The 23,748-nt window shown below is 71.3% G+C and carries 1 protein-coding gene; it reads left to right on the forward strand.

Features of this window, described 5'->3' with window-relative positions; genetic code table 11:
• On the forward strand, positions 1-23,748 hold a 23,748-nt coding region (locus FL311_RS21325), incomplete at its 5' end, for a non-ribosomal peptide synthase/polyketide synthase (RefSeq protein WP_141327501.1).

Genomic DNA, 23,748 nt, shown 5'->3' on the forward strand with positions numbered 1-23,748 from the left:
CTCTACCGCACCGGTGACCTCGCTCGCTGGCTCCCCGACGGCACCCTCGAGTACCTCGGCCGCTCCGACTTCCAGGTCAAGCTGCGTGGCTTCCGCATCGAGCTCGGTGAAGTCGAGAACGCGCTGCTCGCGCACCCGTCCGTGCGCGATGCCATCGTCACCGTGCGCGAAGACGTCGCGGGTGACGCACGCCTCGTCGCCTACGTCACGGGCGACGCGGAGTCGCTGACCCAGGCGCAGCTCCGGGCACACCTCGAACCTCGGCTGCCCGAGTACATGGTGCCCTCGGTCTTCATGCACCTGGCGGCCATGCCGCTGACGCCGAGTGGCAAGGCCGACCGCAAGGCACTCCCCGCGCCGGAGCGTCTCGCCACGGCCCGCGAGTACACCGCGCCCCGCACGCCGACGGAGCAGCTCCTCGCATCCCTCTTCGCCTCCGTGCTTCATGTCGAGCGCGTCGGCGTCACCGACAGCTTCTTCGAGCTGGGCGGACACTCACTCCTCGCCACGCAGCTCGTGTCGCGGGTGCGCCGGTCATTCGGCGTCGAGCTGCCGGTGCGGGCGCTCTTCGAGGCCTCCACGGTGGCCCAGCTCGCGACGCGCATCGAGTCCGCGCGTCAGGAGCGTCACGGCCTCCAGCTCCCGCCCTTGGCGCCCGTGCCGCGCACGGGGGAGCTGCCGCTCTCGTTCGCCCAACAGCGCCTGTGGTTCCTCGACAAGCTCCAGCCGGACAGCCCGTTCTACAACATCCCCAGCGCGCTCCAGCTCGACGGAGCGCTGGACACCGAGGCCCTCACGCGCGCGCTGCGGGAGCTCGTGCGTCGCCACGAGTCGCTGCGCACCAGCTTCCACACCCGCGAGGATGGCGAGCCCGTCCAGCGCATCCACCCGGACGCCACGCTGTCCGTCTCCGTGGTGGACCTGGGCCAGCTGCCCGAGCAGGCGCGCGAGGCCGAGGCCCAGAAGCTCGCGACGCTCGAAATCCAGAAGCCCTTCGACCTGACGCGCGCGCCGCTGGTGCGGGCCACGCTGCTGCGACTCTCCGAGCAGCGTCACGTGCTGCTCGTCACCGTGCACCACATCGTCTCGGACGGTTGGTCCAGCGGCATCTTCGGCCGCGAGGTCGGCGAGCTGTACGCCGCGTTCTCGCGTGGCCTGCCGTCGCCGCTAGCGCCGCTCTCGCTTCAGTACGCAGACTACGCCGCCTGGCAGCGAGGCTGGCTGCGTGACGACGTCCTCGCCCAGCAGGTCGCCTGGTGGCGCGAGCACCTCTCGGGGGCGCCGCATGCCCTCGAGCTGCCCACGGACCGTCCTCGTCCAGCCGTGCAGTCGGCCCACGGCGCCAACCTGCCGGTGAGGCTCGGCGCGGAGCTCACCACCGCGCTTCGCACCCTGTGCCAGCGCGAGGGTGTCACGCCCTTCATGGTGCTGCTGTCCGCCTTCAATGTCCTGCTCGCCCGCTACTCGGGTCAGGACGACATCGTCGTGGGCTCGCCCATCGCCAACCGGCAGCGGGCCGAGCTCGAGGGCATCATCGGCTTCTTCGTCAACACGCTCGCGCTCCGGACCCGGACGCGGATGGACATGACGTTCCGCGAGCTGCTCGCCCAGGTGCGAGAGTCCACACTCGCCGCCTATGAGCACCAGGACGTCCCCTTCGAGAAGCTCGTCGAGGAGCTCCGGCCGCAGCGCGACCTCAGTCGCTCGCCGCTCTTCCAGGCCATGCTCGGTCTCCAGACGGCCCGCTCCGAGGGCGTCCCGGCCGGAGCCCCTCGCAGCCTCGAGGTCGACAGCGGAACGGCCAAGTTCGACCTCTCGCTGCTGCTGGTCGACAGCGGTGACGACATCCACGGTCTGCTCGAGTTCAACACGGACCTGTTCGACCGGAGCACGGCCCAGCGCATGGGTGAGCACCTCACCCGGCTGCTCGCCTCCGCGGTCTCCGACACGAACCAGTCGCTCGCCCGACTGCCGCTGCTGAGCACCGACGAGCGTCAGCAACTCCTGACGGAGTGGAACGACACGGTGCACGCACCGCACGTGCCCGTGGCCATCCACCATCCCGTGGAGGCCCAGGCCGCGCGGACGCCCGAGGCCACCGCGGTCTCGGACGGAACGAAGGTGCTCACCTACGCCCAGCTCGACGCGCGGGCCAACCAGCTCGCGCACGTGCTGCGTCAGCACGGTGTCTTCGCGGGCGCCACGGTCGGCATCTGCCTGGAGAAGTCGCTCGACATGGCGGTGGCGGTCCTCGCCACGCTGAAGGCCGGAGCGGCCTACCTGCCGCTCGACCCGAACTACCCGGCGGAGCGCCTCGCCTTCATGCTGGAGGACTCGGGTACACGCGTCGTCCTCTCGCACTCCAGCCTCCGGGATTCGCTCCCAGTCGCGGACTCCGTGCGGAACCTCCTCCTCGATGCCGAGGCCGAGGTCATCACCACGAAGCCCACGCACGCGCTCACGGTGACGCTGTCGCCCGATGCGCCCGCGTACGTCATCTACACGTCCGGCTCCACAGGCCGGCCCAAGGGTGTCGCGCTGCCGCATCGAGCGCTGAGCAACCTGTTCACGTGGCAGCTCCGCCAGTCGCGCAAGCCCCAGGCCACGACGCTCCAGTTCGCGTCGCTCAGCTTCGACGTGTCCTGCCAGGAGCTGTTCTCCACGTGGTGGGCGGGTGGAACGCTCGTGCTGCCCACGGGCGGGCTGCGCCAGGACGCGCCCGCGCTGCTCGACTTCATCCAGGGGCAGGGCGTGGAGCGACTGTTCCTCCCGTTCGTCGCGCTCCAGGCCATCGCCGACGCCGTCGCGCACGGCGCCACGCTGCCCGTGTCCCTGCGCGAGGTCGTCACGGCCGGTGAGCAGCTCCAGGTCACTCCCGCGCTCGTGGCCCTCTTCGAGCGGCTGCCCGGGTGCGTGCTGGAGAACCAGTACGGCCCGTCCGAGACGCACGTCGTCTCCGCGCACCGACTCCAGGGTGCACCCGCGTCCTGGCCGCGCCTGCCGTCCATCGGCGCGCCGCTGCCGCACACGCAGTTGTTCGTGCTGGATGCGATGGGACAGCCGACGCCCATCGGCGTGCCGGGCGAGCTCCACATCGGCGGCGAGCACCTGGCGCTCGGCTACCCGGGCCGTCCGGAGCTGACGGCCGAGAAGTTCGTCCCGCATCCGTTCAGCAAGGCTCCGGGCGCGCGGCTCTACCGCACCGGTGACTCCGCGCGCTGGAAGGCGGACGGCACCGTCGAGTTCCTCGGCCGCCTGGACGGCCAGGTGAAGCTGCGAGGCTTCCGCGTCGAGCTGGGCGAGGTCGAGGCCTCCCTGCGTGCGCTCCCGGGCATCCGGGACGCGGCGGCCGTGGTGCGCGAGGACGTGCCCGGCGACAAGCGCCTGGTGGGCTACGTCGTCCCCACGGAGGAGTCCGGCGCCGCGCTGACTCCGAATGCGCTGCGCTCGGCGCTGCTCGGACAGTTGCCCGAGTACATGGTGCCGTCCGTCTTCCTCACGCTGGACGCGCTCCCGCTGACGCCGAGCGGGAAGATCGCCCGGCGGCTGCTGCCGGCGCCCGACGCGGAGAGCCTGCGCGGAGACGCGACGTTCATCGCGCCCCGCACGCCCGCGGAAGAGAAGCTCGCGGAGCTGTTCGCCGCCGTGCTCAAGCTGCCGCGCGTGGGTGCCACCGACAGCTTCTTCGCGCTGGGTGGACACTCGCTGCTCGCCACGCAGGTCGTCTCGCGCATCCGGGCCGCGTTCAACGTGGAGCTCCCACTGCGCGAGCTGTTCGAGGCGCCCACCGTCGCGGGCCTCGCCGAGCGCCTGGAGCAGTACGCCGCCGAGACGAAGGTGCCGCCGCTCGTCCCGGCGGACCGGAGCCGGCCGCTGCCGCTGTCCTTCGCGCAGCAGCGCCTGTGGTTCCTCGACAAGCTCCAGCCGGACAGCCCGACGTTCAACATGCCCATCGCGCTGCGGCTCGAGGGCGTGGTGGACGTCGAGGCCCTGCGACAGGCCATCACCGAGCTCGTGCGCCGTCACGAGGTGCTGCGCACCACGTTCCAGGAAGGCCCTGTCCAGGTCATCCACGCACCCGCGCCCGTGCCGATGCCCGTCGAGGACCTGTCCTCGCTGACGGGTGAGGCTCGCGAGGCGGAGGTCCAGCGGCGCGTGCTCGCCGAGGCGAAGCGCCCGTTCGACCTGAGCCGAGGCCCCGTGCTGCGCGCGTCGCTGCTGCGGCTGGAGGCCACGCAGCACGTGCTGATGCTGACACTGCACCACATCGCCACGGACGGTTGGTCCATGGGGCTGCTGGTGCGCGAGTCCACCGAGCTCTACGCGGCGTTCGTGACGGGCCAGCCCGCGCGGCTGCCCGAGCTGCCCATCCAGTACGCCGATTACGCGGCGTGGCAGCGGGATTGGCTGCAGGGTGACGCGCTCGAGGCCCAGCTCTCGTGGTGGCGGACGCACCTGTCCGGCGCGGCGCCGCAGCTGGACCTGCCCACCGACTTCCCCCGTCCCGTGGTGCAAGGATTCCAGGGCGCGATGGTGGGCCGAGTCCTGCCTCGCTCGCTGGTGGATTCACTCCAGGCGCTGTGCCGTGAAGAGGGCTCCACGCTGTTCATGGCGTTGCTCGCGGGCTTCCAGGTCGTGCTGTCGCGCTACTCGGGCCAGGAGGACTTCGTCCTCGGCACGGACATCGCGAACCGCAACCGCGCGGAGACCGAGGGCCTCATCGGCTTCTTCATCAACCAGCTCGCCCTGCGCGCGCGGCTGGGTGGAGACCCGTCGTTCCGCGAGCTGCTCTCACGCGTGAAGACGGACACGCTGGGCGCGTACGCGCACCAGGACCTGCCCTTCGAGGAGCTGGTCAAGGACCTCAACCCCGGTCGCGGGCTGGGCTTCGCTCCGCTCTTCCAGGTCAAGCTGGTGCTCCAGAACCAGCCGGACACGGAGCTGGAGGTCCCTGGCCTCACCTTCCGTCCGCTGGGCAGCGGCACGGGCACCGCGCGGCTCGACCTCACACTGTCCATCACCGAGTCCGCGCACGGCCTCTCCTGCTCGGCCGAGTACCGCACGGACCTGTTCACCGCGGAGACCATCGACGGCCTGATTCGCCACCTCGGCAATGTGCTCGAGGCCGCGACGACGAAGCCCTCGGCCCGAATCTCCACGCTCCCCCTCATGCGACAGGAGGAGCAGCAGCGCGTGCTGGTGGAGTGGAACGACTCCGCTCGCGACTTCCCGCGCGAGGCCACGGCGCATTCGCTCTTCGAGGCCCAGGTTCGGCGTACGCCGGAGGCCGAGGCGCTTCGCTTCGAGGGCGAGTCCCTGACGTTCGCGCAGCTCGACTCCCGCGCCAATCAGCTCGCCCACCACCTGCGCTCGCTCGGCGTCAGGCCCGAGGTCCCCGTCGCGCTCTGCCTCGATCGTTCGCTCGACCTCGTCGTCTCCATGCTCGCCATCCTCAAGGCTGGCGGCGCCTGGGTGCCTCTCGATCCGTCCTACCCCGTCGAGCGACTGTCCTTCATCCTCCGAGACTGCTCCGCGCCCGTCCTCCTCACCACCGAGTCCCTGGCCGACGAGCTTCCTGTGTCGACGCAGCAGCTCGTCCTGCTCGACTCGGACTCCCGATTCATCTCGCGGCAGCCGACGTCGGCACCTGACTCCGGCGCGGTGGCCGACAACCTCGCCTACGTCATCTACACCTCCGGCTCCACCGGCACGCCCAAGGGCACCCTCCTTCAGCACCGCGGCTTCTCCAACACCGCTCTCGCCGCGGGCCGCCGCCACGGCTTCTCTCCCGCCTCTCGCGTCCTCCAGTTCGCTTCCTTCAGCTTCGACGCCTCCGTCGCCGAAATCTTCGGCGCCCTCCTCGCCGGCTCCACCCTCGTCCTCGCTCCTCGCGAGCGCCTCATGCCCGGCGCTCCTCTTCGCGACCTGCTCCGCGACGAGTCCATCTCCGCCGTCACCCTCACTCCCTCCGTCCTCGCCCAGCTCCACCCCGAGGACTTCCCCTCCCTCTCCACCCTCATCTCCGCCGGCGAGGCCTGCCCTCCCGAGCTCGTCTCCCGCTGGGGCTCCCGCGTCCGTCTCCTCAACGCCTACGGCCCCACCGAAGTCACCGTCTGCGCCTCCATCTCCCAGCCCCTTCTCCCAGGCCAGACGCCCTCCATCGGCACCCCCTGGGACAACGTCCGCCTCTTCATCCTCGACGCCTCCCTGCGTCCTCTCCCCGTCGGCGTCCCAGGCCAGCTCTGCATCGACTCCGTCGGCCTCGCTCGTGGCTACCTCCACCGCCCCGACCTCACCGCTGAGCGCTTCGTCCCCAACCCCTTCTCCCTCGTCCCCGGCGCCCGCCTCTACCTCTCCGGTGACAAGGCCCGCTGGCTCCCCAACGGCACCCTCGAGTTCCTCGGCCGCCTCGACTCCCAGGTGAAGCTGCGCGGCTTCCGCATCGAGCTGGGCGAAGTCGAAGCCGCCCTCCTCCTCCACCCCTCCGTCTCCCAGGCCGTCGCCTCCATCCGCACCGAAGCCTCCGGCGACAAGCGCCTCGTCGCCTACGTCGTCGGTGAGGACGTCGACGTCTCCGTCCTTCGCGACTCCCTCAAGCTGCGCCTGCCCGAGCACATGGTGCCTTCCGCCATTGCCCAGCTCGACGCACTCCCCCTCACTCCCAACGGCAAGGTCGACCGCGACGCACTGCCCTCGCCCGACGCGTCCATCGCCGCCCCCGTGCGCGAGTACGTCGCGCCGCGCACGCCCACGGAGATTCGTCTCGCCGCGCTCTGGGCGGAGCTGCTCCACGTCGAGCGCGTCGGCCTCACCGACGACTTCTTCGAGCTCGGTGGCCACTCCCTCCTCGCCACGCAATCGCTGTCTCGACTCCAGGCCACGTTCGGCATCGAGGTGCCGCTGCGTGAGCTGTTCGAGGCGCCCACGGTGGAGAAGCTCGCGGCGCGTGTGGAGGTGCTCGTCCAGGCCGGAGCAACCACTCCTCGCGCACCGGAGCTGACGCCTGTCGCGCGCACGGGCAACCTGCCGCTGTCCTTCGCCCAGCGTCGGCTGTGGTTCCTGGATCAGCTCGAGCCGGGCACCGCTCTCTACAACCTGCCCGCGGCCATCCGGCTGGAAGGCGCGGTCGAGGTCTCCGCGCTGGAGCAGGCCTTCGCCGCGCTCGTGCGACGCCACGAGGCGCTGCGCACCACGTTCCCCGCGAACGCGGATGGCAGTCCGCATCAGGCCATCGCGGAGGAAGCGACGCTAAACGTCGCCCTGGTGGACCTGTCCACGCTCCCCTCCGCGCAGCGTGAGGAAGAAGCCCGGCGACTCGCGCTCACCGAGGCACGCAAGCCGTTCGACCTCGCCCGAGGTCCGCTGCTGCGCGTGACGCTCCTCCGTCTGGACGAGCGCCTGCATGTGCTGCTGCTGACGATGCACCACATCGTCTCCGACGGCTGGTCCACGGGTGTGCTCGTGCGCGAGGCCGCGGAGCTGTACAGCGCGGCTCGCGAGGGGCGCACGGCGTCCCTGCCGACGCTGCGCGTGCAGTACGCCGACCATGCGGCGTGGCAGCACCAGTGGCTCGGCGCCGGTGAACTGGAGCGTCAGCTCACGTACTGGAAGACCCAGCTCGCGGGAGCCAACCACGTGCTGGCGCTCCCCACGGACCGTCCCGTGCCGCCGATGCAGACGCAGGCCGGCGCCACGCATCCCGTGCGGCTGTCCCCGGAGGTCTCCTCCGCCGTGGCGGCCCTGGGGCAGCAGCTCGGCGCCACGCCCTTCATGGTGGTCCTCGCCGCGTTCCAGGCGTTCCTGTACCGCGTCACGGGCCAGGATGACGTGCTCGTGGGTTCGCCGGTGGCGGGTCGCAATCGCCCGGAGACAGAGGGTCTCATCGGCGTGTTCATCAACACGCTCGTGCTGCGTGGCCAGATGTCTGGAGCCATGTCGTTCCGCGCGCTCGTCGAGCAGGCCCGCGAGGCCGCGCTCGGCGCCCTCACGCATCAGGACGTCCCGTTCGAGCACCTGGTGGAGGAGCTGCAGCCCGCGCGCAGCCTGAGCCACTCGCCGCTCTTCCAGGTGATGTTCGCGCTGCAGAACACGCCCGTGCCGTCGCTGACGCTGCCGGAGCTGTCGCTCACGCCGGCGGACGTGGACCCGGGTATCGCGAAGTACTCCCTGTCCCTGGTCCTCCAGGAGACGCCCGCGGGCCTCATGGGCGGCTTCGAGTACAACACGGACCTGTTCGACGCCCGGACGCTCGAGGCGATGACGGGTCAGTTCACCCGCCTGCTGGAGGCCGCGGTCTCCACGCCGGACGTCTCGCTCGCCGCGCTGCCGCTGCTCTCCACCGAGGAGCGACACCAGCTCCTGGTGCAGTGGAACGACACGCGCTCCGACTTCCCGCGCGACAGCTCCGTCTTCACGTGGTTCCAGGCGCGCGCGGCGCGGTCGCCCGAGGCCGTGGCGCTCGAGTGGACCGGCGGGACGCTCACGTATCGGGAGCTGGAGCGGCGTGCCCTCGCGCTCGCGGAGCTGCTGCGTCAGCGGAACGTGGGCCCCGAGGTGCGCGTGGGTCTGTTCGCGCGCCGCTCGCCGGAGCTGGTCATCGGCGTACTGGGCGTGCTCGCGGCCGGAGGCGTGTGGGTCCCGCTGGATCCCTCCTCTCCGTCCGAGCGCCTCGGCATGATGCTGGAGGACACCACCCCCGCGGTGGTGCTGACCCAGCGCGCGCTGCGTACGGCGCTGCCGTCGACGCGCACGGTCCTCGTCCTCGAGGACCTGGTGGGCGCCGACGCGGTGGCGAGCAGCACGTTCACCGCGCCGGGCCTCGCCTCCGAGAACGCGGCCTACGTCCTGTTCACGTCCGGCTCGACGGGTCGTCCCAAGGGCGTGGTGGTCCCGCACCGCGCGCTCGCGCGTCACACGGCCTGGTTCACGAAGAGCCTGGGACTGGGCCCGGCGGACCGCATGCTCCAGAAGACGGCGCCCGGCTTCGACGCCGTGGTGCCGGAGCTGCTCTCCACGCTGGCCAGCGGCGCCACGCTGGTGCTGCCGCCGTCCTCGGCGGACCTGGACATGGACGCGCTCCTGTCCGTGCTCGCGAACCAGCGGGTGACGGTGCTCCAGCTCGTCCCGTCTCAGCTCCGTCTCCTGGTCGAGTCCGAGCGACTCGAGCGGGCCTCGGGTCTGCGAGTGCTCGTGTCGGGTGGTGAGGCGCTGTCCGCCGAGCTGGCGCGACGGGTGCGCACGCAGTGGCCCGAGACTCGGTTGGCCAACTGCTACGGCCCCACCGAGACGACCGTCGACGCCACGTCGTGGACGGTGAGCGGGGACATCCAGGGTGCCACCGCGCCCATCGGTGGTCCCATCGCGGACACGCGGGTGTACGTGCTCGATGCGCATGGCCAGCCCGTGCCCGTGGGAGTCACGGGTGAGCTGTTCATCGGAGGCGAGGGCGTGGCCCGGGGCTACATCGGCCAGGCCGCGATGACCGCCGAGCGCTTCGTGCCCGACGCGTTCTCTTCCGTCCCAGGAGCGCGGCTGTACGCCACGGGCGATCAGGTCCGCTGGCGTCGAGACGGCGTGCTGGAGTTCCTCGGCCGCGCGGACGACCAGGTGAAGGTGCGCGGCTTCCGCATCGAGCTGGCGGAGATCGAGTCCGCCCTGCTCGCGCATTCTGAAGTGCGCGAGGCCGTGGTGCTCGTGCGCGAGGACCGTCCCGGCGACAGGCGCATCGTGGGCTACGTCGTGGCGCCCGCCTCGCTCGACACCGCCGCGCTGCGGACGTTCGTCGCACAGCGGCTGCCCGAGTACATGGTCCCGTCCTCTCTGCGGGTCCTCGAGGCGCTGCCGCTCACGAGCAACGGCAAGGTGGACCGCAAGGCCCTGCCTGTTCCCGAGCAGACCGGGTCCGTCACGGACGACGCACAGGTCGCGCCAGGAACCCCCACCGAGGAGCTGCTCGCGGGCCTCTTCGCCCAGGTGCTGGGTGTGTCACGAGTCAGCACCACCGCGAGCTTCTTCGAGCTCGGTGGTCACTCGCTGCTCGCCACACAGCTCGTCTCGCGTGTGCGCTCCGCCTTCCAGGTCGACCTGCCCCTGCGGGACCTCTTCGAGTCGCCAACGGTCCAGGCGCTCGCCCAGCGCATCGACACAGCGCTGAGCACGGGCGCGCGGCTCCAGCGTCCGCCGCTCACCGCGCTGCCTCGCGAGGGAGCTGCGCCGAGGGCGTTCGTCCAGTCCTTCGCCCAGCAGCGGCTGTGGTTCCTCGACCAGTTGGACCCGGGGAGCCCCGCGTACAACATGCCCATCGCGCTGCGGCTCGAGGGTGTCGTGGACACGCGGGCCCTGGAGCGGGCGTTCACGGAGATGGTGCGGCGTCACGAGTCGCTGCGCACCACGTTCCGAGCGGGTCCCGAGCAGGTCGTCCATGCACCGTCGCCGGTGACGGTGCCCGTGGTGGAGGTGTCCTCGCTCGACGAGGACCAGGTCCAGCGTTGGGTCGATGAGGAGGCGCGTCGTCCGTTCGACCTCGCGCGCGGTCCGCTCCTGCGCGCGAAGCTGCTGCGCCTGGGTGAGCAGCGCCACATCCTGCTCCTGACGATGCATCACATCGTCTCGGATGGCTGGTCCATGGGCGTGCTCGTGCGTGAGACGGCGGCGCTCTACGCCGCGTTCCGCGCGGGCCAGCCTTCTCCGCTGCCCGAGCTGTCCATCCAGTACGCCGACTACGCGACCTGGCAGCGCGCGTGGCTGCAGGGCGAGGCGCTCGAGGCCCAGGTCTCGTGGTGGAAGGAGCACCTGGCCGGGGCACCTCCGCTGCTGGAGCTGCCCACGGACTTCCCGCGCCCGGCGCGTCAGGGCTTCGGTGGCGCCCTGGTGTCGCGCGTGCTGCCGCGCTCGCTCGTCGAGTCGCTCCAGGCGCTGTGCCGTCGTGAGGGCTCCACGCTCTTCATGGCGCTGATGGCGGGCCTCCAGGCCGTCCTGTCCCGCTACTCGGGCCAGGAGGACTTCGTCGTGGGAACGGGTATCGCCAACCGTCACCAGGCCGAGACCGAGGACCTCATCGGCTTCTTCATCAACCAGCTCCCGCTGCGCGCGCGACTGGGTGGCAATCCGTCCTTCCGCGAGCTGCTCTCGCGCGTGAGGAAGGACACGCTGGGCGCCTACGCGCACCAGGACCTGCCGTTCGAGGAAGTGGTCAAGGCCGTCAACCCGGAGCGCAACCCCGCGCACGCGCCGCTCTTCCAGGTGGCGCTGGTGCTCCAGAACCAGCCGGACTCGGAGCTGAAGCTCCCCGACCTCACCTTCCACCTGCAGCCCGCCAACACGGGCACGTCGCGGCTGGACCTCACGCTCTCCGCAGCGGAGACGGCACAGGGTCTGTCCTTCGGCGTCGAGTACCGCACGGACCTGTTCACCGCGGAGACCGTGGATGCGCTGATTCGCCACCTGGGGGTCCTGCTCGAGAAGGCCGTGGAGCGACCCGAGGCGCCTGTCGCCTCGCTGTCCCTGCTCACCGAGGCGGAGCAGCAGCGCGTGCTGGTGGAGTGGAACGACTCCGCTCGCGACTTCCCGCGCGAGGCCACCGCGCATTCGCTCTTCGAGGCCCAGGCTCGGCGTACGCCGGAGGCCGAGGCGCTCCGCTTCGAGGGCGAGTCCCTCACCTTCGCGCAGCTCGACTCGCGCGCCAATCAGCTCGCCCACCACCTGCGCTCGCTCGGCGTCAGGCCCGAGGTCCCTGTCGCGCTCTGCCTGGAGCGCTCGCTCGACCTCGTCGTCTCCATGCTCGCCATCCTCAAGGCTGGCGGCGCCTGGGTGCCTCTCGATCCGACGTATCCCGCCGAGCGACTGTCCTTCATCCTCCGAGACTGCTCCGCGCCCGTCCTCCTCACCACCGAGGCGCTCGCGAAGCAGCTTCCTGTCTCGACGCAGCGGCGTGTGCTGATCGACTCGGAGGCCGCGAAGATTGCGACCCAGTCGACGTCGGCACCTGACTCCGACGCGGTGGCCGACAACCTCGCCTACGTCATCTACACCTCCGGCTCCACCGGCACCCCCAAGGGCACCCTCCTTCAGCACCGCGGCTTCTCCAACACCGCCCTCGCCGCGGGCCGCCGCCACGGCTTCTCTCCCGCCTCCCGCGTCCTCCAGTTCGCTTCCTTCAACTTCGACGCCTCCGTCGCCGAAATCTTCGGCGCCCTCCTCGCCGGCTCCACCCTCGTCCTCGCTCCTCGCGAGCGCCTCATGCCCGGCGCTCCTCTTCGCGACCTGCTCCGCGACGAGTCCATCTCCGCCGTCACCCTCACTCCCTCCGTCCTCGCCCAGCTCCACCCCGAGGACTTCCCCTCTCTCTCCACCCTCATCTCCGCCGGCGAGGCCTGCCCTCCCGAGCTCGTCTCCCGCTGGGGCTCCCGCGTCCGTCTCCTCAACGCCTACGGCCCCACCGAAGTCACCGTCTGCGCCTCCATCTCCCAGCCCCTTCTCCCAGGCCAGACGCCCTCCATCGGCACCCCCTGGGACAACGTCCGCCTCTTCATCCTCGACGCCTCCCTGCGTCCTCTCCCCGTCGGCGTCCCAGGCCAGCTCTGCATCGACTCCGTCGGCCTCGCTCGTGGCTACCTCCACCGCCCCGACCTCACCGCTGAGCGCTTCGTCCCCAACCCCTTCTCCCTCGTCCCCGGCGCCCGCCTCTACCTCTCCGGTGACAAGGCCCGCTGGCTCCCCAACGGCACCCTCGAGTTCCTCGGCCGCCTCGACTCCCAGGTGAAGCTGCGCGGCTTCCGCATCGAGCTGGGCGAAGTCGAAGCCGCCCTCCTCCTCCACCCCTCCGTCTCCCAGGCCGTCGCCTCCATCCGCACCGAAGCCTCCGGCGACAAGCGCCTCCTCGCCTACATCGTCGGCGAGGACGTCGACGTCTCCGTCCTTCGCGACTTCCTCAAGCTGCGCCTGCCCGAGCACATGGTGCCTTCCGCCATTGCCCAGCTCGACGCCCTGCCCCTCACTCCCAACGGCAAGGTCGACCGCGACGCGCTCCCGGCGCTCGACACACAGACCTCTGCTCGGGACTACGTCGCACCGCGCACGCCCACGGAGATTCGTCTCGCCACGCTCTGGGCCGAGCTGCTCCATGTCGAACGCGTCGGCCTCACCGACGACTTCTTCGAGCTCGGCGGCCACTCCCTCCTCGCCACGCAGCTCGTCTCCCGAATCCGCGCGAGCTTCGGCGTGGAACTCGCGCTGAGAGACCTGTTCTCCGTGCCGACCATCGAAGCGCTCGCCCGGCGCGTCGACGAGGCCATCCTCTCGGGCAGGAGCGTCCAGCTCCCGCCGCTGGTCCCGGTGTCGCGTGAGAACGGACCGCTGCCGCTGTCGTTCGCGCAGCAGCGGCTCTGGTTCCTCGACCGCTTCCAGCCGGACAGCGCCTTCTACAACATCCCCTCCGCGCTCCGGCTCGACACGATGGTGGACCTCGACGCGCTCATCCGCGCGCTCCAGGAGCTGGTCCACCGTCACGAGGCGCTGCGCACCAGCTTCCACACCCGCGAGGACGGTGAGCCCTACCAGCACGTCCATCCGCGCGTGGAGCTCTCCGTCCCCGTCGTGGACCTGAGCCGCATGCCGGAGTCCGCGCGCGAGGCCGAGGCCCTGAAGCTGGCCACCGCCGAGGCGCAGAAGTCGTTCGACCTGACGCGCGTCCCGCTGCTGCGCACCACGCTGCTGAAGCTGGCCCCCGAGCAGCACGTGTTGCTCGTCACGGTGCACCACATCGTCTCGGACGGTTGGTCCAGCGGCATCCTCTCGCGGGAGGTCGGCGCGCTGTACTCCGCCTTCAGCCAGGGCCTGCCTTCACCGCTGGCGCCGCTGCCGCTCCAGTACGCGGACTACGCGGCCTGGCAGCGCGGCTGGCTGCGTGACGAGACGCTCGCCGCCCAGGTGGGCTGGTGGAGCCAGAACCTCTCGGGCGTGCCCCACGCCCTGGAGCTGCCCACGGACCGGCCTCGGCCTCCCGTGCAGACCTCGCACGGCGCCAGCTTCCCCGTGAAGCTCGGGGCCGAGCTGTCCGCCGCGCTCCACGCCCTGTGCAAGCAGGAGGGCATCACGCCCTTCATGGCGCTGCTCACCGGCCTGCACGTCCTGCTCGCCCGCTACTCGGGACAGGACGATATCGTCGTCGGCTCGCCCATCGCGAACCGCCGCCAGGCGGAGCTGGAGAACATCGTCGGCTTCTTCGTCAACACGCTGGCGCTGCGCGCGCGGCTCACGTCCGGCATCACCTTCCGCGCGTTGCTGGCGCAGGTGAAGGAGACCACGCTCGGCGCCTACGCCCACCAGGACGTGCCCTTCGAGAAGCTGGTGGAGGAGCTGAAGCTGGAGCGCGACCTGAGCCGCTCGCCGCTGTTCCAGGTCATGCTCGCCCTCCAGAACACGCCTCGCGGCGAGCGTGTCACCCAGGCGCGCGGCGCCGATGCGCTCCGCTCGGTGGACGTCGACAGCGGGACGGCGAAGTACGACCTGTCGCTGCTGCTGGGTGACTCGGGCCAGGAGATCGAGGGCCTCGTCGAGTTCAACACCGACCTGTTCGACGCGAGCACCGCGCGGCGCATGGGCGCGCACTGGGTCCGGCTGCTCCAGTCCGCCGTCGAGAACCCGGACCAGTCACCGTGGAGCCTGCAGCTCTTGAGCTGCGAGGAGGAGCGCCAGCTCCTCGTCGACTGGAACGACACGTCCCGCGAGGCCCACACCGCCACGACGATGCACGGCCCGGTGGAGGCCCAGGTCGCGCGCACGCCGGACGCCATCGCCATCACGGATGGACAGCGCTCGCTGACGTACGCGGCGATGGACCAGCGCGCCAACCAGCTCGCGCATCACCTGGTCCAGCACGGCGTGACGCCTGGGAGCGCCGTGGGAATCTGCGTGGACAAGAGCCTGGACATGGCCATCGCCGTGCTCGCGACGCTCAAGGTCGGCGCGTACTACGTGGCGCTGGACCCCACGTACCCCGCGGACCGGCTCGCGTTCATGCTCGAGGACACGCGCGCTCCGGTGGTCCTCACGCAGTCGCACCTGGGCGGGAGCCTGCCGTCCAAGAGCCTGGCCCGCCGCATCGCGCTCGATACCGAAGCGGTGCTCATCGCGCGGCAGCCGACGGATGCCCTCTCGCGTGACGTATCGCCCGAGGCGAACGCGTACGTCATCTACACGTCCGGAAGCACGGGTATCCCCAAGGGCATCGTCATGCCCCACCGGGCGCTCAGCTACATGCTGGCGTGGCAGCTCCGCCAGTCGCCGCGTCCGCGGGCCACCACGCTCCAGTTCGCGTCGCTCAACTTCGACGTGTCCATCCAGGAGCTGTTCGCGTCCTGGTGGGTCGGCGCCCGGGTGGTGCTGCCCACGGACACGCTGCGACGGGACATCCCCGCGCTGCTCGACTTCATGGACCGCCAGGGCGTGGAGCGGCTGTTCCTGCCGTTCGTCGCCCTGCAGGCCATGGCCGACTCCGTGGCCCACTGCGCCACGCTGCCGCGCGCGCTGTGCGAGGTCATCACGGCCGGCGAGCAGCTCCAGGTGAACGCCACCCTCGCCGCGATGTTCGAGAAGCTGCCGGGCTGCACGCTCGAGAACCAGTACGGCCCGTCGGAGGCGCACGTCGTCTCCGCGTACCGGATGCGGGGCCCGCCGGCCTCGTGGCCCCGGCTGCCTCCCGTCGGCAGCCCGCTGGGTCACACGCAGCTCTACATCCTCGACCCGCTCGGTCAGCCCGCGCCCATCGGCGTCGCCGGTGAGGTCTTCGTCGGCGGCAGCCACCTGGCCCACGGCTACCTGGCCCGGCCGGACATCACCGCCGCCGCCTTCGTGCCGAACCCGTTCAGCGGCATCCCCGGCGACCGGCTCTACCGCACCGGTGACTCCGCGCGGTGGACGGCGGACGGCAACCTGGAGTTCCTCGGCCGCATCGACTTCCAGGTGAAGGTGCGCGGCTTCCGCGTGGAGCTGGGCGAGGTCGAGTCCGTCCTGCGCACCGCTCCGGGTGTTCGCGACGCGGCCGCCGCCGTGCGCGAGGACGTGCCGGGCGACAAGCGACTCGTGGCCTACGTCGTCCCCGTTCCCGCGGACGAGGCCCCCGCCTCGGCGACAACGGCGGAGACGCTGCGCACGTTCCTGCTCAAGCGCCTGCCCGAGTACATGGTGCCCTCCGCGTTCGTCACGTTGGAGAGCCTCCCGCTGACGCCCAGCGGGAAGCTGGCCCGCAAGCTCCTGCCCGCGCCGGACGCGGAGAGCCTGCGCACGGACGCGTCCTTCGTCGCCCCGCGCACGCCGGTGGAGGAGAAGCTGGCGGAGCTGTTCGCCACGGTGCTGAAGCTGGCGCGCGTCAGCGTCACGGAGAACTTCTTCGAGCTGGGTGGCCACTCGCTGCTGGCCACGCAGGTCACCTCGCGCATCCGCTCCACCTTCGCGGTGGAGTTGCCCGTGCGCGAGCTGTTCGAGGCGCCCACCGTGGCCGCGCTGGCCCAGCGCGTGGACACCGCCCTGCGCACCGGCGCGACGACGGCCGCTCCGCCCATCCAGCGCGTGGCCCGCGACGGCAAGCTGCCCCTGTCCTTCTCGCAGCAGCGCGTGTGGTTCCTGGATCAGCTGGAGCCGGGCAGCCCCGCGTTCAACATCCCCGCCGCGCTGGTGCTCTCCGGAGCGCTCGACGTGGAGGTGTTGCGCCGGACACTCGAGGCCGTCGTGCACCGTCACGAGGCCCTGCGCACCACGTTCCGCGCGGAGCCGGACGGCCCCGTGCAGGTCATCCACGCGCCCGCGCCGTTCGTGCTGCCGCTGACCGACCTGCGCGCCCTGGCGCCCGAGCAGCGTGAGGCCGAGGCCCGCCGCCGCGCGGGCGAGCATGCGCTCCAGTCGTTCGACCTGAGCACCGGACCGCTGCTGCGCGCCGAGCTGTTGGTGCTCGCGGAGCGGGAGCACCTGCTGCTGCTCAACCTGCATCACATCGTGTCGGACGGCTGGTCCATCAGCGTCATCGTGCGCGAGATGTCCACGCTGTACGGCGACCTCCAGGCCGGCAGGACGCCGAGCCTCCCCGAGCTCCCGCTCCAGTACGCGGACTTCGCCGCGTGGCAGCGTGGGTGGCTGGAGGGCGCGGAGCTGGACCGCCAGCTCGCGTGGTGGCAGCGGCAGTTGGACGGCGCGCCACAGGACCTGGAGCTGCCCACCGACAGGCCGCGCACGCACCTGTCGCGGCCTCGGGGTGGCGTGGTGTCCCTGGCCATTGCGCCCGCGAAGGCGGAGGCCATCGAGGCCTTCTGCCACCGCGAGGGACTGACGCCGTTCATGTTCTTCCTGGGTGTGTTCCAGCTCCTGCTGTCGCGCTACTCGGGCCAGGACGACATCTCCGTCGGCTCGCCCGTGGCGGGACGCAACCGCGCGGAGCTGGAGGGCCTGGTCGGCTTCTTCCTCAACACGCTCGTCCTGCGCACGAAGCTGGACGGTGACCCGACGGTGCGCGAGCTGCTGGCCCGCGTGCGCGAGACGGCGCTCGGGGCCTATGCGCACCAGCACCTGCCCTTCGAGCAGCTCCAGCCGCTGCGCGACCTGCAGCAGTCACCGCTGTTCCGGGTGATGTTCATCCTCCAGAACACCCCGGACGCGGACGTGTCCCTGCCCGGCCTGGAGCTGCGTCCCGGCCCCGACGAGGGCCATGTCGCCAAGTTCGACATGACGCTCTCGCTGGGTCGAAACAGCGCGGGCTTCACGGGTGAGCTCGACTACCAGGTGGACCTGTACGACGCGTCGACCATCGAGCGGATGACGCGGCACTTCCTCGCGCTCGTGGACGTGCTGGTCGCCTCGCCGGAGCGCCGCCTGTCCACGGTGACGCTGCTCTCCGACGAGGAGCGCTCGCGTCAGCTCGTGGCCTGGAACGACACGCGCGCGGACTTCCCGGACACGTGCGTGCACAGCCTCTTCGAGGCCCAGGTCCGCCGCGCCCCCGACGCGCTCGCGGCCAGCTTCGAGGGCTCGCGGCTCACGTATGCCCAGCTCGACGCGCGCGCCAACCAGCTCGCCCACGCGCTGCGCCGCCGCGGCGTCGGCCCCGAGGTGCGGGTCGCCCTGAGCGTGGAGCGTTCGCTGGACGTCGTCGTCGGCCTGCTCGGAATCCTCAAGGCCGGTGGCGCGTGGGTGCCGGTGGATCCGCTGCTCCCGCGTGAGCGACTGGCCTTCCTGCTGGAGGACAGCGACGCGGCGATGCTGCTCACCCAGGCGCCCCTGCTGGAGCGCTACCCCGAGGCCCACCGTGCCCGCGCGCTGTGCCTGGACACGGAGCTGGAGGCGCTGTCGCGCGAGAGCACCGAGGCGCCCGTCACGGGTGTGCACTCGGGTAACCTGGCCTACGTGCTCTACACGTCTGGAAGCACGGGCCAGCCCAAGGGCACGGCGGTGGAGCACCGCTCCGTGGCCAACCTCGTCACCCACGAGGCCCGGGCCTACGGCATCGGCCCCGGCGAGCGCGTGCTCCAGTTCGCGAACCTCTCCTTCGACCTGTCCGTCGAGGAGATCTTCACCACGCTGACGTCGGGCGCCGCCCTGATGCTCGCGCCGCTGGAGAAGGTGATGCCGGGCGCGCCGCTGCACACGCTGCTGCGTGACGAGGCGCTCACGGTCATCAGCCTCACGCCCGCGGCCCTGGCGGCCACGCCCGCGGAGGGGCTGCCCTCGCTCAAGACGGTCATCTCCGGCGGCGAGGCGCTGCCCTCGGACGTCGTCGCGCGCTGGGCGCCGGGTCGACGGTTCCTCAACACGTATGGTCCGACGGAGGCCACGGTGGTGGCCACGCTCGCGGAGGTCGTGGCGGAGGAAGGCCGCGTACCCTCCATCGGCCGTCCGCTGGCCAACGTGCGCGTCCACGTGCTGGATGCGCGCGGAGAGCCGGTGCCCGTGGGCGTCAAGGGAGAGCTGTACCTGGGCGGCGTCGGCGTGGCCCGGGGCTACGTGGGCCGTGCGTCGCTCACCGCCGAGCGGTTCATCCCGGATTCGTTCTCCGGAGTGCCGGGCGCGCGGCTGTACCGCACGGGCGACGTGGTGCGCTGGCGCGAGGAGGGCTCGCTGGAGTTCGTGGGCCGCGTGGACGCGCAGGTGAAGGTGCGCGGCTTCCGCATCGAGCTGGGTGAGGTCGAGGCCGCGCTGGCCCGGCACCCCGCCGTGCGCGAGGCCGTGGTCATCGCTCGCGAGGACGGCCCCGGCGGCAAGCGGCTGGTCGGCTACGCGGTGGCGCGCGAGGGCGTGCCCACCGACGGCGCGACGCTGCGCGCGGGGCTGAAGGACGTGCTGCCCGAGTACATGGTGCCCGCCGCCGTGCTGGTGCTGGACGCGCTGCCGCTGACGGCGAACGGCAAGGTGGACCGCAAGGCCCTGCCCGCGCCCGACATGAGCACGGTCAGCGGGCGCCCGGACTTCGTTGGTCCCCGCACGCCCACCGAGGCGCGGCTGGGTGCCATCTGGTGCGCGGTGCTCGAGGTGGAGCGCGTGGGCATCCACGACAACTTCTTCGAGCTGGGCGGCCACTCGCTGATGGCGACGCAGGCCATCAGCCGCATGCGCGCGGTGTTCGGCGTCGAGCTGCCCCTGAGGGACTTGTTCGACACGCCGACGCTGGAGGCGCTGGCCCAGCGTGTGGATCTGGCGGTGCAACAGGGTCAGGGGCTGGAGATTCCGGCCCTCGTCCCGGTGCCGCGCACGGGCCACCAGCCGGTGTCCTTCGCGCAGCAGCGCCTGTGGTTCCTGGACCAGTTGGAGCCGAACAGCGCCTTCTACAACATCCCCGCCACCGTGCGGCTGGAGGGCGCGCTGGACGTCGACGCGATGGGCCGGGCCATCAACGAGCTCTTGCGTCGCCACGAGTCGCTGCGCACATCCATCCAGAACAACGGCGGCCAGCCCATCCAGGTCGTCCATCCGCATGAGCCGACACGCCTGGATGTGTTGGACCTGAGCGCGCTGGAGCCCACGGCCCGCGAGGCCGAGGCGCGCCGCGCGGCCATCGAGGAGACTCAGAAGCCGTTCAACCTGGCGGACCGCTCGCTGTTGCGCGTGCGCCTGTTGAAGCTGGGCGCCGAGGACCATGTGCTGCTGATGTCCATGCACCACATCGTCTCGGACGGCTGGTCCATGGGCCTGCTCGTCAACGAGCTGGCCTCCGCGTACGCGTCCTTCTCCAAGGGCCTGCCGCTCACGCTGCCGGAGCTGCCGCTGCAGTACGTGGACTACTCCGCGTGGCAGCGCGGCTGGCTCAAGGGCGATGTCCTCGACAAGCAGGTCGCCTGGTGGAGCAAGCACCTGGCGGGTGCGCCTCCCGCGCTGGAGCTACCGTCGGACTTCCCCCGGCCTCCGGTGAGCACCTTCCGCGGCGACATGGTGGGCTTCACCATGCCTCGCGAGCTGCAGGACGCGGTGCAGACGCTGGCCCGACGTGAGGGCGCCACGACGTTCATGGTGCTGCTCGCCGCGTTCCAGACGATGCTCGCGCGCTACTCCGGCCAGGACGACATCAGCATCGGCTCGCCCATCGCCGGCCGCCGGCACTCGGACCTGGAGAAGCTCATCGGCTTCTTCGCGAACACGCTCGTGCTGCGCACGCAGCTGTCGGAGCATCTCACCTTCCGCGAGCTGCTCGGCCGGGTGCGCGAGACGACGCTGGACGCGTACGCGCACCAGGACGTGCCCTTCGAGAAGCTGGTGGAGGAGCTCCAGCCCGAGCGCAGCCTGAACCGCACGCCGCTGTTCCAGGTGCTGTTCGTGCTGCAGAACGTCTACAAGGAGAACTACGACACCGGTGACCTGCGCATGTCGCCGATGGAGGCCACCAGCGGCACGTCCAAGTTCGACCTGACGCTCTCCGTGTTCGAGTCGTCGCACGGCCTCACCGGCTACCTGGAGTACAGCTCCGACCTCTTCACGCGGCAGACGGCCGAGCGAATGGTGGGCGCGCTCCAGCGCCTGCTCGAGGGGGCCGTCACCCAGCCGGACCAGACGCTGGGTCGACTGCCGCTGCTCTCCGAGGCGGAGCGCCGGCAGGTGGTGGAGGACTTCAACGCCGCCGTGGATCCGACGTACGTGCCGGGGATGATGCACCAGTGGGTGGAGGCCCAGGTCGCCCGCACGCCGGAGCGCGTGGCGGTGACGGACGGCACGGAGTCGCTCACCTACGCCCAGCTCGATGCGCGCGCCAACCAGCTCGCGCACCACCTGCGGGCGCTTGGCGTGAGCGTCAACAGCACGGTGGGCCTGTGCCTGGAGCGCGCGAGCCTGGACATGCCCGTCGCGGTGCTGGCCACGCTCAAGGCGGGCGCGGCCTTCCTGCCGTTGGACCCGAGCTACCCCGCGGACCGACTGGCGTTGATGCTCGAGGACACCGGCGCGGCCGTCGTCCTGGCGCACTCGGCCCTGGTCTCCGCGCTGCCGCCGGGGCTGACGGCGCGCATCGTCCGCATCGAGGAGGAGACGGCCGTCCAGTCGCGCCCGACGCACCGGCCCGACGTGGACATGTCGCCGGAGACGAACTGCTACTTCGTCTACACCTCCGGCAGCACCGGCCGCCCCAAGGGCATCGTCATGTCCCACCGCGCGGTGGGCAACATGCTGTGGTGGCTGATGAAGCGCGCGGTGAAGCCGGACGCCACCACGCTCCAGTTCGCCTCGCTCAACTTCGACGTGTCGTTCCAGGAGCTCTTCGGCACCTGGTGCCTGGGTGGCAAGGTGCTGCTCATCAACGGCTCGCTGCGACAGGACCCGCCCGCCATGCTGCGCTACATGCGCGAGCACCGCGTGGAGCGGCTGTTCCTGCCCTTCGTCGCCCTCCAGGCGATGTGCGACGCGGCCCTCACGGAGAAGGAGCTGCCGCCGCTGGGTGAAATCGTCACCGCCGGCGAGCAGCTCCAGGTGACGCCCGCGCTGCTCGCGTTCTTCGACCGGCTGCCCGAGTGCACGCTGGAGAACCAGTACGGCCCCTCGGAGGCCCACGTCGTCACGGCGTGGCGCGCGCCGAAGGACCGCAAGCAGTGGCCCGCGCTGCCGCCGGTGGGCTCGCCGCTCACCAACATGCAGATCTACGTGTTGGACCCGCACGGCGCGCCCTGCCCCATCGGCGTCGCGGGCGAGGTCTACGTGGGCGGCGCCAACGTGGCGCACGGCTACCACGGCCGCCCGGACCTGACGGCGGACCGCTTCCTGCCGCACTTCATGGGCGGCAAGTCCGGCGCCCGGCTGTACCGCACGGGCGACAAGGCCCGGTGGCTCGCGGACGGCAACCTGGAGTTCCTGGGCCGCCTGGACAGCCAGGTGAAGCTGCGTGGCTTCCGCATCGAGCTGGGTGAGGTGGAGGTGGCCCTGCGCGCCCTGCCCCACGTGCGCGACGCGGTGGCCATCGTCCGCGAGGACGTGCCGGGAGACCGGCGCCTCGTCGGCTACGTGGTGCTGCCGCCCGACGCGCCGTGGAGCACCGAGGAGGCGCGGCAGGTGCTGCGCGAGAAGGTGCCCGAGTACATGGTGCCCTCCATCTTCATGCGGCTGGAGTCCCTGCCGCTGATGCCCACCGGCAAGGTGGCCCGAGGTGGGCTGCCGCAACCGGACGAGGAGAGCCTGCGCGGCACCACGCCGTTCGCCGCGCCCCGCACGCCGCTGGAGGAGCTGCTCGCCAACGCGTTCGCGGAGGTGCTGCGCACGCCCCGCGTGAGCGTCACCGACAACTTCTTCTCGCTGGGTGGACACTCGCTGCTCGCGACCCAGGTCGTCTCCCGCGTGCGAGTGGCCCTGGGCGTGGAGCTGCCGCTGCGCGCCCTCTTCGAGGCTCCCACGGTGGAGTCGCTGGCGCTGCTGCTGCAACGGGCGCAGGCCCAGGAGGCGCGTCCCAAGGCGCGTGCCGCCACGCCCGCCTGGTCTCCGCTCGTCACGCTGCGCGCGGGCGCCGACCATCGCCGCGTGCTGCACGTCATCCATGACCTGGAGGGCCGCGTGGAGCGCTACGCCGAGCTGGCCCGCCACGCCCCCGAGGGCTGGAGCGTCGTCGGCATCCAGGCCCGAGGCCTGGAGGAAGGCCGCGCGCCGCTCGAGTCCGTGGAGGCCATGGCCACGCTCTACGTGGAGGCGCTGCGCGGCGCGCTGCCCCAGGGCCCCTATCGCCTGGCAGGCCCGGGCCTGGGTGGCCTCATCGCCTGGGAGATGGCGCAGCAGCTCCAGCGAGAGGGCCACGCCGTGGAGCTGCTCCTCGTCGAGCCGCTGCCCGCAGAGCCGGACGCCTCCACGGCGGCGACCACCGCGGGAGCCCAGGCCGCGCTCTTCGCCCGGGCCCTGGCCACGCAGGCGGGCATCGACGCGCCGGTGTTCCCCGCCGCGCTCACGTCCGGCAAGGACGCCGAGCCGCTGCTCACCCTCATGCACGAGCAGGGCGCGAAGACGGGCCTGCTGCCCGAGGACCTGTCGCTCGCGGAGCTGCGCACGCGCTTCAAGGTCTTCGCCAGCCACCTGCGCGCCGCGCGCCGCTACCTGCCCGAGCCCTACGAGGGCCCGGTGCACCTCCTGCGCGCCGCGGACGCCCCCGAGCGTGACGAGGATGAGCTCGATGGCGGCTGGGGCGAGCTGGCCGAGGGGGGCCTGACGATGTTGGAAACATCCGGTGACGCCGTCGCGCTGCTGCACGCGCCGGCCGTCACCGAATGGGTGACGCGGTGGGTGGACCTGGGAGGTTCCGGGGAATGA

The sequence above is a fragment of the Myxococcus sp. AB025B genome (assembly GCF_006518215.1).
In the GTDB taxonomy this organism is placed as follows: Bacteria; Myxococcota; Myxococcia; order Myxococcales; family Myxococcaceae; genus Myxococcus; species Myxococcus fulvus.